This is a genomic window from Capnocytophaga catalasegens (genome assembly GCF_026005215.1).
Lineage (GTDB): Bacteria > Bacteroidota > Bacteroidia > Flavobacteriales > Flavobacteriaceae > Capnocytophaga > Capnocytophaga catalasegens.
Genome location: NZ_BPMA01000053.1, coordinates 1 through 15,293, shown reverse-complemented (window position 1 = coordinate 15,293; position 15,293 = coordinate 1). Strand labels below are relative to the sequence as shown.

Annotated in this window: 23 protein-coding genes; 3 read left to right on the top strand and 20 right to left on the bottom strand. The window is 34.2% G+C overall.

The genetic code is table 11. The features are described 5' to 3' along the window. Positions 1-8: 8 nt before the first annotated feature. The 8 genes from OO775_RS11790 to OO775_RS11755 all read right to left on the bottom strand — a co-directional run bounded on the left by OO775_RS11790 (position 9) and on the right by OO775_RS11755 (position 3,520). Complete coding sequence (locus tag OO775_RS11790; RefSeq protein ID WP_264847378.1) at positions 9-398, bottom strand: hypothetical protein; 390 nt, start codon at positions 396-398, stop codon at positions 9-11. Further along, positions 395-673 carry a hypothetical protein gene (locus OO775_RS11785; protein ID WP_264847376.1) on the bottom strand — a complete coding sequence of 93 codons (279 nt, stop codon included), beginning with the start codon at positions 671-673 and terminating at the stop codon, positions 395-397. Before OO775_RS11785 ends, OO775_RS11790 begins: the two co-directional genes overlap by 4 nt. Before the next feature lie 8 nt (positions 674-681). After that, complete coding sequence (locus OO775_RS11780) at positions 682-864, bottom strand: hypothetical protein (protein WP_264847375.1); 183 nt, start codon at positions 862-864, stop codon at positions 682-684. Between the two features lie 43 nt (positions 865-907). Further along, the gene (locus tag OO775_RS11775; RefSeq protein ID WP_264847374.1) at positions 908-1,492 is read right to left on the bottom strand and encodes a hypothetical protein; all 585 of its coding nucleotides are present in this window, start codon (positions 1,490-1,492) and stop codon (positions 908-910) included. A 212-nt stretch (positions 1,493-1,704) separates the two neighbouring features. Beyond that, positions 1,705-2,736 (bottom strand): hypothetical protein, encoded by a 1,032-nt coding sequence (locus tag OO775_RS11770; RefSeq protein WP_264847373.1) that lies wholly within the window; start codon positions 2,734-2,736, stop codon positions 1,705-1,707. Between the two features lie 157 nt (positions 2,737-2,893). Continuing rightward, positions 2,894-3,151 (bottom strand): cyclic nucleotide-binding domain-containing protein, encoded by a 258-nt coding sequence (locus tag OO775_RS11765; RefSeq protein ID WP_264847371.1) that lies wholly within the window; start codon positions 3,149-3,151, stop codon positions 2,894-2,896. Between the two features lie 69 nt (positions 3,152-3,220). Further along, positions 3,221-3,367 (bottom strand): hypothetical protein, encoded by a 147-nt coding sequence (locus tag OO775_RS11760; protein ID WP_264847370.1) that lies wholly within the window; start codon positions 3,365-3,367, stop codon positions 3,221-3,223. Positions 3,368-3,379: 12 nt separating this feature from the next. Then, positions 3,380-3,520, bottom strand: coding sequence for a hypothetical protein (locus OO775_RS11755; RefSeq protein ID WP_264847369.1), 141 nt, complete (start codon positions 3,518-3,520; stop codon positions 3,380-3,382). A gap of 55 nt (positions 3,521-3,575) precedes the next feature. On the opposite strand from OO775_RS11755, the gene OO775_RS11750 reads away from it, so the two are divergent. Then, the gene (locus OO775_RS11750; RefSeq protein WP_264847368.1) at positions 3,576-3,761 is read left to right on the top strand and encodes a hypothetical protein; all 186 of its coding nucleotides are present in this window, start codon (positions 3,576-3,578) and stop codon (positions 3,759-3,761) included. Between the two features lie 17 nt (positions 3,762-3,778). Here the strand turns inward: OO775_RS11750 and OO775_RS11745 are convergent, their stop codons facing one another. The 7 genes from OO775_RS11745 to OO775_RS11715 form a co-directional block, all read right to left on the bottom strand. Then, entirely contained in the window at positions 3,779-4,246 is a 468-nt protein-coding gene (locus OO775_RS11745) for a hypothetical protein (protein WP_264847367.1), read from the bottom strand. A 25-nt stretch (positions 4,247-4,271) separates the two neighbouring features. Beyond that, positions 4,272-4,670 carry a hypothetical protein gene (locus OO775_RS11740; protein ID WP_264847366.1) on the bottom strand — a complete coding sequence of 133 codons (399 nt, stop codon included), beginning with the start codon at positions 4,668-4,670 and terminating at the stop codon, positions 4,272-4,274. A gap of 4 nt (positions 4,671-4,674) precedes the next feature. Beyond that, on the bottom strand, positions 4,675-5,169 hold the full coding sequence (locus OO775_RS11735; protein WP_264847365.1) for a hypothetical protein: 495 nt from the start codon (positions 5,167-5,169) through the stop codon (positions 4,675-4,677). A gap of 73 nt (positions 5,170-5,242) precedes the next feature. After that, positions 5,243-5,926 (bottom strand): Crp/Fnr family transcriptional regulator, encoded by a 684-nt coding sequence (locus OO775_RS11730; protein ID WP_264847363.1) that lies wholly within the window; start codon positions 5,924-5,926, stop codon positions 5,243-5,245. Between the two features lie 155 nt (positions 5,927-6,081). Continuing rightward, the gene (locus tag OO775_RS11725; RefSeq protein ID WP_264847362.1) at positions 6,082-6,576 is read right to left on the bottom strand and encodes a VOC family protein; all 495 of its coding nucleotides are present in this window, start codon (positions 6,574-6,576) and stop codon (positions 6,082-6,084) included. Positions 6,577-6,719: 143 nt separating this feature from the next. Continuing rightward, complete coding sequence (locus OO775_RS11720; protein ID WP_264847361.1) at positions 6,720-7,475, bottom strand: helix-turn-helix domain-containing protein; 756 nt, start codon at positions 7,473-7,475, stop codon at positions 6,720-6,722. A gap of 159 nt (positions 7,476-7,634) precedes the next feature. After that, the gene (locus tag OO775_RS11715) at positions 7,635-8,012 is read right to left on the bottom strand and encodes a VOC family protein (RefSeq protein ID WP_264847360.1); all 378 of its coding nucleotides are present in this window, start codon (positions 8,010-8,012) and stop codon (positions 7,635-7,637) included. A 518-nt stretch (positions 8,013-8,530) separates the two neighbouring features. Here OO775_RS11715 and OO775_RS11710 point away from each other — a divergent pair. Together OO775_RS11710 and OO775_RS11705 are read left to right on the top strand one after the other, a co-directional pair. Then, positions 8,531-10,417: an HsdM family class I SAM-dependent methyltransferase gene (locus OO775_RS11710; RefSeq protein WP_264847359.1), complete on the top strand. Its 1,887-nt coding sequence runs from the start codon at positions 8,531-8,533 to the stop codon at positions 10,415-10,417. A 1-nt stretch (position 10,418) separates the two neighbouring features. Then, on the top strand, positions 10,419-11,435 hold the full coding sequence (locus OO775_RS11705; RefSeq protein ID WP_264847358.1) for a restriction endonuclease subunit S: 1,017 nt from the start codon (positions 10,419-10,421) through the stop codon (positions 11,433-11,435). 12 nt (positions 11,436-11,447) lie between these two features. On the opposite strand, the gene OO775_RS11700 is transcribed toward OO775_RS11705, so the two are convergent. The 5 genes from OO775_RS11700 to OO775_RS11680 all read right to left on the bottom strand — a co-directional run bounded on the left by OO775_RS11700 (position 11,448) and on the right by OO775_RS11680 (position 14,961). Then, positions 11,448-12,185, bottom strand: coding sequence for a DNA alkylation repair protein (locus OO775_RS11700; RefSeq protein WP_264847357.1), 738 nt, complete (start codon positions 12,183-12,185; stop codon positions 11,448-11,450). Positions 12,186-12,245: 60 nt separating this feature from the next. After that, positions 12,246-12,905: an L-2-amino-thiazoline-4-carboxylic acid hydrolase gene (locus OO775_RS11695; protein ID WP_264847356.1), complete on the bottom strand. Its 660-nt coding sequence runs from the start codon at positions 12,903-12,905 to the stop codon at positions 12,246-12,248. A 150-nt stretch (positions 12,906-13,055) separates the two neighbouring features. Next, entirely contained in the window at positions 13,056-13,613 is a 558-nt protein-coding gene (locus OO775_RS11690; protein ID WP_264847355.1) for a Crp/Fnr family transcriptional regulator, read from the bottom strand. 11 nt (positions 13,614-13,624) lie between these two features. Continuing rightward, the gene (locus OO775_RS11685) at positions 13,625-14,440 is read right to left on the bottom strand and encodes an AraC family transcriptional regulator (protein WP_264847354.1); all 816 of its coding nucleotides are present in this window, start codon (positions 14,438-14,440) and stop codon (positions 13,625-13,627) included. A 101-nt stretch (positions 14,441-14,541) separates the two neighbouring features. Further along, the gene (locus tag OO775_RS11680; protein ID WP_264857515.1) at positions 14,542-14,961 is read right to left on the bottom strand and encodes a VOC family protein; all 420 of its coding nucleotides are present in this window, start codon (positions 14,959-14,961) and stop codon (positions 14,542-14,544) included. Positions 14,962-15,293: the final 332 nt, after the last annotated feature.

The window sequence follows — 15,293 nt, the reverse complement described above, 5'->3', positions numbered from 1 at the left end:
ATTCATAACTATTGATTTTGAGGCAAATATACAAAATTATTTTTAATTACGGATATACAAAAAAAATCTTGCAATTTGTAAAGTAATTCGCTTTTTTGAAGTTGAATGATGATTTGAGCCAGTTCGTTTGGGTGTCCGTTGTCTGTTTTGTTGTCTTCTGAAATCCAGATAGTTACTCTTAAGTCTTGAGTATCAATATAAATGAAATCAAAAGCGGGAGAATATGTAGCTTTTTGTGTGCCATCATCGTACCAAAGTCGTAACTCATTATGGTCATATATTTTGTAAATTTCCAACAAATCGCAATTTTGCTCCAATGGGAATACATCTTGGGTAAATTGCAAAGAAGTGTATTTTTCCGACCTTATATCATTACAAATCAGCGTATAACTACTCATATATTTAAAACTAAGTTTTTTATTTGGATTGATTTATCTTCTTTTATATCAATTTCAAAGTGAGCTTGCGAACTTTTCATTATAAAATCTTCAATATTTTGTATTTCAATTGTTTGTAAATTAAAATCAGTTTGAAGAAACTCCATACATTCATCAAGATTGTTAAAATTAATATGCGTCATATAATCGGGCAGATGATTTTGCCAAGTTTTCCAATCGTGTATTTGTTTAGAAATCAATAGTTTTCCGTCTGTAGTGTAAATTAAATCTACCATTTTATTTTTTAGTTGATTATATCCGCAATCATATCATAAATATATTGTGTTTTTCCGCCGTAATGCCCTGGTTCTTCGGTGATTTTATCATACATATCTTCCAAGTTGTGAGCAGAGGACAAAACCCAAAGTTCGTAAGGTGAGAATTTTACACGTCCTATTTTTTTTAAATGAGGTAAAATTTCGCCCAAATCCTTGTGGTTGAACCAACAATCAGTTTTTAAGGCAAAGATTTTATTGTTTTTGCCACAGGCAATTTTGCTGTTGAGAAAATCGTCCATCGTTGATCGTTGGCAATGAGTCGTTTAAATATTGTGTACACGCCAAATGGTATTCCAACTTTCGGGGTGTTTGGTAAACTTCTGATATAAAACAAATTCCGTATCCTTGCGGAAGTTCAATTGCTAAAACGTCACCTACTTCAAAATAAGGTTCTTTTTTCTTGGTAAGTTTAGGTTGTTTGATGGGTTTTGGATTTTCGCTCTGGATTTGCTCAGCTAATTTATCTAAGGCTTTTTGTCGTTGTTTTTGAGCTTTTATATCGATTTTAAGCCACTCTTTATTCGCTCCATTTTTGATGATAGCCAAAGTTTTTTGCTGGATATTATCAGGTAAATGTCCGATTTTCCAAAGCGAGTACGCCAGAGCAGTCCAATAAATCTCGGTGTGAAGTGCATCGGTGCAGAAATTTTCCTCCTCGTTCAACCATTCTTGAATGATTTTTGTGACTTCTTCGAGGTTTTTGTAGCGTTCTGTAATGTCGTTGTAAATATCGTATGCACTATCGCTGTCGATGATTTTAATTCCGTCTATTGCCATAACTTTCTTGTATTGTTTTTAGCGTGAGCATCTTACGCTGTATTTTGTAAAACTTTTGAAATAAAAATCAAAGATATTCTATTTCAATTAAAAGTAGAAAAAATAGCGTCTACAAAGCGTCTACAAGATGTGAATTGTTTTTTATTTATTTTTGTAGGGGCGACCCAAGCGAAATGAGTTCATAAACAATTGATAATTAACTATTAACAATTTTAATTTACCTCCAAAGAAAGTCTATCGGCAAGGGTGTAAATACGCTGTTTGTCCTGCTTTTTGGCGATGATAAAATTACAATTGTCGTTGCCACTGGTCAGGTCGAACAAGGTGTAATCCGTTAAGTTTTCCAATTTATCACGGACAATTTCCCAGTTGTTACCCACTTCTTTAAAAGTCATTTTAAAAGATTGTCCGATTTTTTCCGAAATGAACTGGCACAATTCCTTAACGCCAAACTTCCAATCGTCTTTAAATACATCTAACTTCTCAGTAAAAGCCCAATAAAGCAAATAATCTGCCTGATAATCATCGAGATATTGCAAATCTTCCTCAAACCAAATGCCCTCATCAATGAGTCTTTGAGCAAAGGCTTCACGATTTTGGTGGATGTTTTGCCAATCGGTTTTCAGCTCGGTGATATCCTCTTCGGAAAGATAGTTATCGTGGTTTAGTAGTCCTACCAATTCATCAAATGCCTCTTCATCGGAAATAGGGTCGGCAGATTGGATTTTCTTTTGCAGAGTTTCATACACCAATTCGCTGAATTTTAGCAATTCGGCAAAGTGATATTTATCGGTTTCATTGGCAGTTTCAGGGTCGAAATAATGGCTGTTGAGCATCATTTCTCGGTAAGTCATCTGGTGTGCATCTACATTATCACAATGGATATACACAAAACCATCTTCGATTTCCATCGATGAAAATGAGACATAATAAGTTTTTGCCAATCCTACATTTTTACGCACTTTGAACAAAAAATGCAACAACATAAAGCCCTCGCCACGCTTGATAGCCTCTATATCTTGCTCATCAACTTCGCCAAACTCGAAAATACTGAAAAGATCATTAAGATGCTTAATTTCTTCTTTATAATCGTAATCTTCAGGAATATCATCAGGGGCGGACGCAAAAGGATAATACAGAAAATTAACATCGCCTATCCACGCATCAAATCTGCTATAAATATTTTCTCTACTGATGTCGTTATCGCGCATCAATTCGTAGATTTTTAAAAGGTTTTCTTCCATAGTTTTTCTGATAAAATAAAGACAAATATAGGATAAATATTCAAATTTGAAAGGGAACAGTAAATTCATTTTGCTTTTTTGAAAATACACAAAAGAAAGTGATAAATCAACTCAAGAAAATGGATTAGCAACTTTACTGAGACATTTTCCTATCTTGCTAATCTGTTTTTAGAGGGAAACGAAGTGTTTCTATTCTCTGTCTGTCTTCTTTTTCTAAAAGTCGCCTTCTGAGTTGGCTAAGACTTTCGGGGGCAATACCGATATAATTGGCAATATATCGCTGTGGAATACGCTGAAAAATAAATGGATAACGCTTCAAAAGGTTTAAAAATTGTTCTTCGGGTCTTTCACTGGCAAAGGAGAGGTTCATCTCGAATGATTTTTGTGCTACCATTTCCATAATCTTGATAGTCAACAAAGGCGTATTTAGAGCAAATATGATAGAGTTTTTCTAAGTTTTCTTTACTAATAATCAGCTCTTTTGCTATTCTCCCATCGCTTGTATATTCATTTGTTCTTTTTCGCCGCTTACAAAACTATGAAAATCTGTAATCCACATCGTTTCAAAATCAAGGTCGGTCGTTTTTTCATTACCATCTTTCCAATGAAAATAGCGCAAAGCTCCCTCCACAATGTACGCTACCTAATCACACACCGAGCCTTCTTTTGCCAAAAAATCACGTTTCTTTATAGCTCTTCCTTCAAAAAAAGTATCAACCAACGCCAACTCTTCTTCGGTAAAATGAGTAATCTTTTGGCAAAAATTTTTCAACTCAACTGTCATCAGTTATAATAGATTATTTTCGCAAAATTACAATATATTCCCAAATGAAGAGCTTTTGAGGTGGTTTTTCAATAAAACAAAAAGCCGACTTTATTACGAATCGGCTTTTGGATATTTTGTCAGTATGGTTTTTGCTTGTTACGTCTTCGTTGTTTCTTCGTTTGAAGCGGGTGGAAAAAACATTATAAGAGTTGCGACTTTTCTGACATATTGTCGGGAATATCGGTCGCTTGAATTATGATTTTATCACCTGAAAGGTCAGTGTTTTGGGTGGTGGCTGTATATACCCATGCCTTGTTCGATAGCGTTTCCTTCCTCTACTAATGAACCATCAGCGTTTTGTATGATAATTTTCACGGAAGCCACTTTAAAATCGTCTGTTACGCGAATGGAGATTGTATCGCCTATGTTGCCTTTGTAGTTTGCTACGTTGATTTTTTCTATCTTCGGAGCGTTGAGCAGGTCAGCAACTGCTACATTATAGGCTTTTTTGCTTGTGGATTCATAAAGAGCTTTTTGCGTTGGGTCTGCAATGACGGATTTTCCGTAGAGGACAGCCTGTTGAAAACGGGCTTGTTGTTCTTTCTGCTTTTCGGAATCTTCGCCCGAACGCTTTTTCGGAGCTTTGGAGACGATTGTTTTTCCGTTTCGTTGGGAGAATACCAAAATATCTCCTACTTTCCCACTAAGTCCGTGGGTTACGATGTTGTTTTTTGATTGTGCCATTTTTTTGTGAATTTGATATTATTACTTATTTATTATTTTTCTTTGTTCCAAACCATAACAATATGATAATTGCCCATATTACAATTGTTTCAGGGATTTGTGCTGTTATATTTTCGATATTATTTAACAGAGAAAAGAAAATTATAGTTAGCCAGCGTACTACGAGCATTGCTATTATAAACCAAGCAATGTATTTTGCTCCTACTGTATCCTTACAAAAAGCCATAATGAGCAAAACGATTCCAAAAACAAGATTCTCAACCCCAATGATATGCCACACATAAGTGAACACAACCTTGTTATGAACATCCATTGTTGAATGATTCAGAGAGGCAATAGCTGTTTCTAATCCGTTTAGTGTGTGAGTAACCGCCGATAACAAACACACAAGTCCTACAATTAGGTAAAAGTAATTTCGTATCATCATATTATATTTTTAATTTGTCTTTGATTATCAAATAAATAAAAACAAAAAGATAAGACAACAACAATAACAAATTCGCTCCTCCCAGACTATCTTCTATTGTTTTTTGTTCTAAAAAAGTATCCCAATGTTGTGCTAAATAAATCTGGTTATTTGCAAAAACATTGGCTTTATGAGCTGTTGGAACAATAAAAAACATTCCATTAACAAACACAATTACTGAGAGAAGAAACAAAGTAACATCTGTTTTCCGAATTGTTTTTTGAAAAAGAAACAAACCATTTCCACATAAGAAAAGAACAATTCCAGGAATGGTTGCATAATTCATAATAGAAGTGATGAAATGCCGTTGCCAAATCACAAAATCATCAGGCAAAAGAGGTTTCGTGGCGATAATATTCATTGCTATAAAAGAAGCAATGCTTCCCAAACTCAATGCAAATCCTACCGTTATAAAAAACAGAGAGACAGCGATAAAAATGTTATTTTTTGTTTTCATCTTATAATATTTTGAGGCAAAATTATAACAACAAAAACAACTGACAATTACCCTTGGTTAATAAATGATTTATCTATTCAGAAAATATTTTGCTGCGAATACGGCTAAGCGATTGAGGCGTAATTCCAAGGTAAGAGGCAATATAATACTGCGGTATTCGCTGGTTTAATTCCTTAAATTGCTGTAAAAAAGTTTTGTACCGCTCGGTGGGTGTTTGCTTATGTAGGTCGTAAATATACAAAATCGTTTTGTGAAAAGCCTCCTCTACGAGCAGTCGGTTAAATCGTTCTCCGTATTGTACTTTTTGGCAAAGATTATACAAATCAGTGTATGGGATTTTGTATAAAACGCTATTTTCCAATGCCTCAAATGATTTCAAAGAAGGTGTTTGCGTGGATAAGCTCACAAGGTCGCACATAAATGAATTTTCGCTACTAAAGTGTACTGTTTGGTCGTCGATATATTGGCGAAATAATCCTTTTTTTACAAAATAAAGATGTTTGCAAATAGTACCCGATTGTAATATGTGTGTGCCTTTTGCTACGGAAATTTCTGTGAATAAATCCAAGATGATTTGCTCTTCCTTTGTAGTAAGAGGAATGTATTTTTTAATGATTTCAATGAGAATTTCCATTGCTTTATCGTTTTTCGGCAAAAGTAATACAATTATTTCAGTAGAAGATTTTTTAAGAAGAAAATAAAATGCCAGCGGAGGCTCTCCGTAAAACAAAAGCCGACTAATAGATCGGCTTTTCAATGTATTGATATTAAAAATCAATGCTTAGCCCGTGAGTTACGATATTATTTTTACTTTCTGCCATTTTTTTATGAATTTGATGTTAAAACTATATTGATTACTTTAAATTTTCTTTAAAAAACGCTTCTAATTTAAAGAACGGAATTATTCCTGTTTTATTTTAGATTCTTCATTGCATTCATTAATGTCGTGTAGATTTCACTTGGCTTACTATTATGCCAATCGATGTCGGATTTATTCTCAGAAGGTTTATTAGCAACCTTTTCATATAGCCACCAAATGTTACCAAATGGGTCTTTTAATCTTGCTAATTTTAGCCCATTGTAAAAATCGCTCAATTCTGTAATAATTTCTGCTTTTTCTGCTTTGGCTATGTCGAGAATTTGTTGTGCATTATCAACATAAATTTGCAGAAATGCAGGTGTGAAAGCCCAATCGGCTTTTGAATCAGCCAATAGAATCATCGAATCTCCAATTTGGATTTCTGCGTGAATCAGTGTCCCATCTCTATCAGGAGTTCTTACTTGTTTATTTTCCTTCCCGTCAAATACCTTTTCCACAAAATCTATAAACTTGGCAGCTCCTCCTTTTATAATTACGAAAGGATTTACCTTGTTGTAATGAGGAATTTTTATTTCTTTCTTTTCCATAATCGAAATTATTTATTTAATTTAGTGATGTCTATTTTCTTATAATGGTTTCTAAAATAGGAATATACCAAAATTAGTTCTATTTTATTTTTGGGGCAAAATTGCACATTACTTACAAAATCGGATTGTACCGAACTGACATTTTATATTTTTGGAAATAATTGCAAGGGTGAAAGGTTTGTAAATTCCTTAAAATCACGATTAAAATGGGCTTGGTCATAATAATCATATTGCAGTGCAAATTGAGTTAGATTGTCGATGTTTTGGGCAGAACGCAACGCTTTATAAACTTGCTCAAAGCGTTTGATTTTGGTATATTTTCGCAATGAAAATCCGGTGTAATCTTTAAAATTTCGTTCAAACTGACGCTCCGAAAGTGCCAAGTCTTTTGCCGAAAAATCGTGAGAAATCGCATCAGAATGGATAACCTTTTCTATTAGTTGATATTTCGCAGGTACATCTTTTATTTTTTGGATAATAAACGAAGAAAATAAAGCAATCGACTCTTCTATGGAACAGGCATTGATGATATTATTTGTAAGGACATCACCTTCATTTCCAAAAAGTTGCCCCAAAGAAATACTTTGTTCATTGAGTTGAAAAGCGGGTATTTTTAGGGTTAGAAGAAAAATAGACGGACGCACCCGAATGCCAAAAAGTTTTGCTTTTGAATGGAGCGTTTGATAATTGGAAAACGAAGTTTTCTGACCAAAAACAACGCCGTTTTGAGATAATTCTTGATGATTTTGTGTATTTTGTATCGTTCCCTGACAAAAGAAAACTAAATCCGTAAATGTGGAAGCAGGCGAAAAATATTGAAAATAGTCGTCCGTTTCGCTAATCCAAAAAAAAGCGACATATTTTTGTAAAATAGGGTGAGGCTGAATTTGGCGATACATTTTCCTTCTTTATAGCGATGTGATGTAAGTTTTCTGCAAAAATAGAAAGGAAAAGCCTACTTACAAAAAAATCCTGCTCGAAGACAAGATTTTGAAGTGTTTTTCCAATAAAGCAAAAAGCCAATTTTTTAATAAAGTCGGCTTTAGAGACTCTCTGTTTCAATTTGGTTCTGAATAAGTTACAATATCTACTCCGATGTCGTTTGGGTCTTTGATAGCAAAATGTCTATCGCCCCAAGGTTCGTTTCGTAGCTCAATCTCGATAGGAATGTTTTTGTTTTTAAGTTTATTATATACTTCGTCCACATTTTCTACTTCGATGGTGATATATACACCTTGATTTTGGAAAGAAGCCTGAAAAATAGGCTGTTGGCTCGGGTGGTTGGGAAGCAAAAAACTGATTTCCGCCTCTCGGTTGGGCGTGTGGAGCAAAAGGTAAAAATCGTTTTCAAAAGTTACCCCAAAGTTTAAAATTTCGGTGTAAAAGGCTTTGGTTTCCGCCAATTTTTCGGTGATAATTCCTGCATTTAATTTCATTTGTCTATACTTTTTATTCTTGATGCAAAATTATCTTGAAAGGGAAGGATAAAATAGGAAAAAACGGACAAAATTACTTATAGTTCAATTTTTCTCGTAGTTCGTTTTATAATCCATTGGGTGTGTGGATTTTTGGAAGTTTTCCAACGATGGATAAGAGGCAAAATAGCTTCTTTATTCACTTTGAGTCAGTTGGCAATAAAAAATATCACATACAAATTTTTTTACCAAAAAAATTATACCTTTGCAAAAAAAAGAATTAAGATAAAGAAATAGTTTTTAATTAACATAACGATATAACGAGCTTCGGCTTTTATTCTCACCAAAAAATCCGCCAAATTTTTTAAACACACGAGAATAAGTTCACGAAGGCTCACGCTAATAGCGTGGGCTGTTTCGTGCTTATTTGTGTGTTGGGTTCTTGGCGGAACCTTTTGGTAAATAAGCAAATACGAAACAGCTACGCTTTTTTTATGCTTAAATCAGAATACTTGCCGTGCTGAAAATGAGTAAAAAGTATGGCAAATGAACGGCTAACAGAAAATATTGTAAGAGAGCATTTTTGGAACGACCCTTTTTACAATCCTAAAAATGCAAATTCTCCCAAACTGGAAGAACAAAAATCTTCTAATAAAATCATTTCTGTCTTATTAAAAGGCGAAAGCAAAGGCGGAAAAGGTGACGGATACCCAGACTTTTTTATCTCTTTTCCATCAAACAACAACTACATTATTGTCATAGAATGCAAAGCCAAAACCAGTGAACACCAAAGTAAAAATTTGGACAATTCAAAGAAATATGCTGTTGATGGCGTTTTGCATTACGCTCGTGCCTTGTCAAAAGATTTTAATGTAGTTGCCATTGCTGTGAGTGGAGAAACAAAAGAAGAATTAACCGTCTCTCATTTCTATTGGAAAAAAGAAAATGATTCTTATATAGAAGTAAAAGACACCAAGTTGCTGACCATTGACGATTATATGCAACTTTTTGAAGATCAATTTTTTATTCAAAGTTTCTATACACAAGACATTTCTTACAAGGCTCGTTTCTTAAACGAAGAATTTCAAGCCTATACCATACCCGAATACAAGCGTTGTACAATGATTAGTGCAATGCTATTAGCATTGATAAACAAGGATTTTAAAGAAAATTACGGAAGCGCCAATAAGATAAAGAAGCCAGAAAACGACCTCAACGCAGAAGATGGTTTAGGTGAAATGATGCTATCTGCCATTAATGCTGTTTTTGAAGCCGAACAAGACATTGTTCGTAGTAAAACCGTACTTTTAAGAGAATTTGAAAACATACTGAACGAACCGCTTTTTGTTCAAGAATTTATCAAAAGTAAAAACGAAAAAGAACAGAAAAGTACCCTTGAAGTGGCTAAATATTTCATTCAATATTTAGAGAAAAATGTATACCCGCTCATCAAACATTCTAATATTGGCTATGATGTATTGGGGAGATTTTATATTGAGTTTATCCGCTATGCAGGAAGTGAACAAAAATCAGGCTTAGTACTTACCCCTCCGCATATTACCGAACTTTTTTGCGATTTAGCCGAACTCAAACTTTCCGATATTGTTTACGACCCTTGCTGTGGTACAGGTGGCTTTTTGGTCTCAGGAATGCAACGCTTGTTTGATATGGCAGGAAATGATAAAGCTAAAAGAGAAAATGTACGAAAAAATCAGATTTGCGGCTGTGAGTTGCGTTCTGATATGTTTTCGTATGCTTGTGCCAGTATGCGTTTTCGAGGGGACGGAAAATCAAACATTTATAACGGAAGCTGTTTTAACCACGCCAAAAACATTGCCGACAATCACAAGCCTACGGTGGCTTTCCTCAACCCTCCTTATGATGTAGGTACAGCTCAGCAAATGCAGTTTATTGAACACTCACTTAATGTACTTGACCCCAAAACCAACGGACGCGTGGTAGCCATTGTACAAATGAGTTGTGCCTTTAAGAATGAAAAAGAATTAATTGCAGTAAAAAACAGAATTTTAGCTAAACATCATCTAAAAGCCGTGTTGTCTATGCCTGATGATTTGTTTTACCCTGTGGGTGTGGTCACTTGCATAATGGTTTTTGAAGCCAACAAACCCAATGAGGGCAGAAAAACTTGGTTTGGCTATTTTAAAGACGACGGATTTGAAAAGCGAAAAAACCTCGGTAGAATAGACGCACGAAATCAGTACAACAACATCAAAGAGCGTTGGCTTTCAGCTTATCGCAATTTGGATGAAATCCCAGGGCTTTCCGTACGAAAAGAAGTAAAAGGCGAAGACGAATGGTGTGCCGAAGCCTATATGGAAACCGATTATTCTACATTGACCGACGAGGATTTTATAAAGAAAATGAGAGATTATGCAGCGTTTCTAGTTCAAAATGAAAGAATTTAGTATGAATACAAAAGATTGGAAATGGTTTTCTTTCGCTGATATTTTTAAAATTGAAAAAGGAAAAAGACTAACCAAAGCCGATATGATAGAAGGAGATATACCTTACATTGGTGCGATTGACTCTAACAATGGAATAAGTGCAAAAATCTCTAATGACCAACACATACATTCAGGTAATACAATTACAGTAAGCTACAATGGGTCAATTGCAGAAGCTTTTTATCAAACGAAATCATTTTGGGCAACAGATGATGTAAATGTACTTTATCCTAAATTTGATTTAACACCTTATATTGCATTATTTTTATGTACAATTATTCATAGAGAAAAATACAGATTTAATTATGGTAGAAAATGGGATAAAGAATTGATGAAACAAAGCTTTTTAAAACTTCCTATTACTTCTGAAAATAAACCAGATTGGAATAAAATAGAAAATTTTGTAAAAAATCAAATTGTTCCCAGTCTTCCAGAAAAAACAAAATCTGTCTGGAATAAAAATTTTAACAAAACTCCCCTTTCTCCTAAAAAAGTTTCATTAGACGAAAGAAAATGGGAATGGTTTTATGTGAAAGAAATATTTGATTGTGCAACAACAAGACACGCAGTCAAACAAGATATGGTAGATGGAAATACTCCTCTCATTACAAGAAGTGCTTTGAACAATGGATTATCTGACTATATTGACTCTGATGGTTCACAAATAAATGAAGGAAACTGTATTACAATAGGAGCAGAAGGTGTAGTCGCTTTTTATCAGCCATATAATTTTGTAACGGGTGTAAAAGTTTACACTCTAAGAAATAGAAATATGAATGTTTTTAATTCTATGTTCATAATTACTTTATTGAACTTGGAAAATTATAGATATAATTATGGTAATGCAAGAATTTTAGAAAAAATAAAAAATGAAAAAATCAAACTTCCAATTACCAAAACACCCACAGGTATCATCTGTCCCGATTGGCAGTTTATGGAAGATTATATTAAAAGTTTGCCGTATTCTGGGTGTCTTTGATTCGGTTTTTAATTACAAATACTTTCTCGTAGCTCGTTTTATAATCCATTGGGTGTGTGGGTTTTCGGAAGTTTTCCAGCGGTGGATAAGAGGTAAAACGGCTTCTTTATTCACTTTGAGCCAGTCGGTGAGGTGATTGGCAACGGATTTTTTCACGAATAGTATTTCGTCTTCTTTAAGGAGTTCCAAAATCTGGAAAACGGGGGCAGGATTTTCAACAAAAGTGTCTAATTTACTCGCCCAAGGGAGTTTCGGACGCAAGCCTTCACTTGCTAATCTTCGCAAATGAAAATTAGGAGATTTTGCCCATTTTTCGATGATTTCGAGCGACTTTTCAGGGTATTTTCTAATGAACGGACGCACGGCGTATTCGCCTGTATTTCTTTTAGTTATCTCCTCTATGGCGTTCATCGAAAGGCTAAAATACTCAATACCATAAAGTTCCACGAATTTCCCGATGGGTAAAATCCAATAATAATGCGTGAACATTCCCGTTTGGTTAGGATTTTCTTCACCCAAAATAGAGCATAAAATACGGAGAACCTCATTGTAATCTGCTGGAAGATAGTTTTTTAACAAATCAGCAATGGTAATAACTCGCTGGGTGTAAGTTTGCCCAACAACTTTATTTTCAGTGTCTTTTATGAAATTTTGGCTATCAAAATCGGGATAAATTCCGCTGATTTTTTCGGCTAACAATTCGGCAAGATTTGCCCCAAATTGTTCGGTAATGCTGTAATTCGTTCCCATTTTCGTTATTTTTTCGGCAAAAATAGAGATATTTTGAGAAATGGAATAGAAAAAAAGGAGTTATAATTTTTCCTCCCTCATAAACCACATCTGACAGATATTTCCAGAGGTAAAAGTTACAGGACGAACCTTATAAGGTTTTATACCTTTTATCCACCCTAAATCAATGCGACAAACAATATTTTGTAACTCTACTCGGTGTAAAATTTTTAAAGTTTCGTGAAAAAGACATTTTTTTATGCGTAAAACATAGCCAAACTCATCGTCAATTGGACGTTCAAAGTCAAAACTATCTCCGAAATACTCTTTTTCTCTTGTTTTTGATGATAAAACCAAAGATTTGAACGGATTTTCGGCATTGTCGGGCATTTTTTCTGTTCCCTCTTGCATAAACGGGAAAATCGGCCAACAGACACTCTCTTCGGTATATTGCAGAGCGTATTCTTCACAAACTCCAACGGCTAAAAACGCCTCATAAAGCGAAACTATCAAAAGAACAAAAGAAATATTTCCTTCATCTAACTTGTTGGAAATAAGTGATTTCACTTGGATAAAATTTTGTAAAAAACGCTCTTCAAAAGTTGTTTTGAAGGTCTCAAAATCTGTTGTTGTGAGCCAATTTTTAGCGAGGATATATTCAAAAGTACCGTGTTTTATCCATTCAAAAACTTCCAAAGGCGAGAAATCATATCCTTTATAAGGTGTATTTTTACTTTCCATAAAATCATTTTAAAATTATGGAGCAAAAGTAAAAAGCTATGGAAACAAAAAAGTTGTGGAAAGGCAAGAAATTCTTCAAAAGGAATTTGTAATAAAGCAACTGTAAATATAATTTCTAACTAAAATATTTAAAATAAGCTGATTATTAGTTTATTTTTTAATTCTACTAATCGAACATTTACTCATACCAAGCATTGAAGCAAGGTCTTTTGATTTTACTTTTTGGATAAAATCAGGATATTTAAAGAGTTCTTCGTAGCGGTCTTTGATGGACTGGTTTTGAAACGATTCTATGACTTTTGTTAAATTCAAAATGGTTTCTTGTTGGTTGTAAAACAGGAATTTAGCAAACCAATCGTATTTTTCGATGAGAAAATCAATATGATTTTTATGAATTTGCAAAATTTCTGTTTTTTCAGTGGCTATAATGCCATATTGCGAGGGCACTGCTTTGAGATAACTTTCCGTTTCAGTAAAAAAATAATTCCCAAAGGCTACCCACCTGGCACATTCCTTTCCATCTTCTGTGAAATAAAAAAATCGCAAAACACCTTGATTTACAAAGTAATAATAATTACAAATCTGACCTATGTCAAGTAGAATATCGCTCTTATTCAATGACTTAGCTACACAAAATTTTTCTAAATGCGAATTCTCTATTTGTGTATCAGAAATCACTGATTGTATGTAATTTATAAATTTATCCATTGTCGTTTAACCTAATTATTTAAAAAAGCTTCTCTTGGTGTTACGCCGTAAAAAGTTTTAAATTCTTTGATAAAATGCGATTGGTCGTAATAGTCTATATCATAAAATAATTGATTGTCAGTGTTTTGTGAATATTTTTTAGCCGTTAAAACAGACTGAAAGCGAACCACTTGGCTGAAAGTTTTAGCCGTGTCGCCAATGTAAAACTCAAATAATCGGCGGAGATGACGAGGGCTAAGTCCCGTGTCTAAATCGTTTGTAATCAGTATATTTCCTTGCCGTTTTAGGATAATTTCAAGAGCGTTGTAAAATCGGCTATCTATCTGAAAATCTGTCTTTTGTAGATGTTTTATAAAGATACTATCCAACTGATTTTTAATTTCTTGCAAACTTTGTAATTCGTTGATTTTGTGTGAAATAATCCGAGATAAATCCGACAAAACCAAACTTAAACGCACATCTGTATTGCTCAATTCTTTGGCGTTTTGCCCAAAAATCAGAGGAAAAATAGTCGGCAAAAATCGAATGCCAATGTAGTTGAATTGCTTTCCCAAATCGAATTCCGTGTAACTTTTACAAAAGCCCATCACATAACTTTCGTCGGGATTTTCAAGCGGAAAAAAGATGTCGATACAGCCATCGGAAATCACTCTATACGAATAATTTTCAGCGAGTTGCGAAGTAGTTTTAAGCGTCCAATAACAATAAATAAAAGGCAAGAGTTTTTCAGCAGGAAGCATTTCCGTATAAACCGCATTCTGAGCGGATTGCATCGCCGTAGGCTGAATGGGTTTGTAATGATTTCGTATGTTAAAAAGCGGCTTCAAGAAGTAAAATTTGGAGGCAAAATTACAATATATTCCAAACTAAATAATTTGGGGACTATTTGAAATAAAAATCACTCCTTTGGGTTGTTTTTCATCAACCATCACAAAACCAAATTATCATTTTCGTCCAATTCCCAATAAAGATTGTAGGCAACTTCAAACAAGTAGCCATCTAAATCTTTGAAATAACCACTATATCCACCCCAGTATACTTTTTGAGCGGGTTTAACGATTTTTCCTCCCAAGTTTTCAACTTCTTTAAGGATTTCATCTACTTCTGTTTCCGATTTTGCATTGTATGAAATAGTTAATCCCGAAAATTGAGAAAATTCATACGGCAAAGTAGTATCTTTTTGCAAATCTTCCAACGGATGAAGTCCTAAAACAATTCCTCCGAGTGGAAACAAAGCGTATTCATCTAAACTTTGTGCAGATTTTTTCCAGCCCAAACTTTCGTAAAAACGCAACGATTTTTCAAAATCACGCACTCCCAAAGTTATTAAATTCAATTTCTGACGCATTTTTTATGATATTATTTATTTTTGGCAAAATTACAATATATTCCCAAACGAAGAGCCTTTGAGGTGGTTTTTCAATAAAAAACATTATGCAATAGCAATTTTCTAAACAGAAAAGCTCTTTGCTTTGTTTTTTACAAATCTATTTTTTTCCTACTTTTGCGGTTCTTAGGCTTTTACAATGGAACACAAAGTTTTACAGACCTATCAAGAGGCAGTACAGTTGCAATGTTCGAAATTGGACAAGGAGGCGTTGGACTATTTTATGTCGAAACTGACCGTGAGTGAGCTCAACGCCAAAGCCTTTTACATCGAGGCAAACCAACCGCAAACCC

Coding starts and splice junctions, on each gene's coding strand:
- OO775_RS11715 (WP_264847360.1), bottom strand. CDS start 8,012: ATGAAATTAAATGCAGGAATTATCACCGAAAAATTGGCGGAAACCAAA.
- OO775_RS11770 (WP_264847373.1), bottom strand. CDS start 2,736: ATGGAAGAAAACCTTTTAAAAATCTACGAATTGATGCGCGATAACGAC.
- OO775_RS11785 (WP_264847376.1), bottom strand. CDS start 673: ATGGTAGATTTAATTTACACTACAGACGGAAAACTATTGATTTCTAAA.
- OO775_RS11790 (WP_264847378.1), bottom strand. CDS start 398: ATGAGTAGTTATACGCTGATTTGTAATGATATAAGGTCGGAAAAATAC.
- OO775_RS11695 (WP_264847356.1), bottom strand. CDS start 12,905: ATGGAAAGTAAAAATACACCTTATAAAGGATATGATTTCTCGCCTTTG.
- OO775_RS11745 (WP_264847367.1), bottom strand. CDS start 4,246: ATGGCACAATCAAAAAACAACATCGTAACCCACGGACTTAGTGGGAAA.
- OO775_RS11720 (WP_264847361.1), bottom strand. CDS start 7,475: ATGTATCGCCAAATTCAGCCTCACCCTATTTTACAAAAATATGTCGCT.
- OO775_RS11705 (WP_264847358.1), top strand. CDS start 10,419: ATGAATACAAAAGATTGGAAATGGTTTTCTTTCGCTGATATTTTTAAA.
- OO775_RS11710 (WP_264847359.1), top strand. CDS start 8,531: ATGGCAAATGAACGGCTAACAGAAAATATTGTAAGAGAGCATTTTTGG.
- OO775_RS11690 (WP_264847355.1), bottom strand. CDS start 13,613: ATGGATAAATTTATAAATTACATACAATCAGTGATTTCTGATACACAA.
- OO775_RS11700 (WP_264847357.1), bottom strand. CDS start 12,185: ATGGGAACGAATTACAGCATTACCGAACAATTTGGGGCAAATCTTGCC.
- OO775_RS11735 (WP_264847365.1), bottom strand. CDS start 5,169: ATGAAAACAAAAAATAACATTTTTATCGCTGTCTCTCTGTTTTTTATA.
- OO775_RS11775 (WP_264847374.1), bottom strand. CDS start 1,492: ATGGCAATAGACGGAATTAAAATCATCGACAGCGATAGTGCATACGAT.
- OO775_RS11725 (WP_264847362.1), bottom strand. CDS start 6,576: ATGGAAAAGAAAGAAATAAAAATTCCTCATTACAACAAGGTAAATCCT.
- OO775_RS11755 (WP_264847369.1), bottom strand. CDS start 3,520: ATGACAGTTGAGTTGAAAAATTTTTGCCAAAAGATTACTCATTTTACC.
- OO775_RS11680 (WP_264857515.1), bottom strand. CDS start 14,961: ATGCGTCAGAAATTGAATTTAATAACTTTGGGAGTGCGTGATTTTGAA.
- OO775_RS11740 (WP_264847366.1), bottom strand. CDS start 4,670: ATGATACGAAATTACTTTTACCTAATTGTAGGACTTGTGTGTTTGTTA.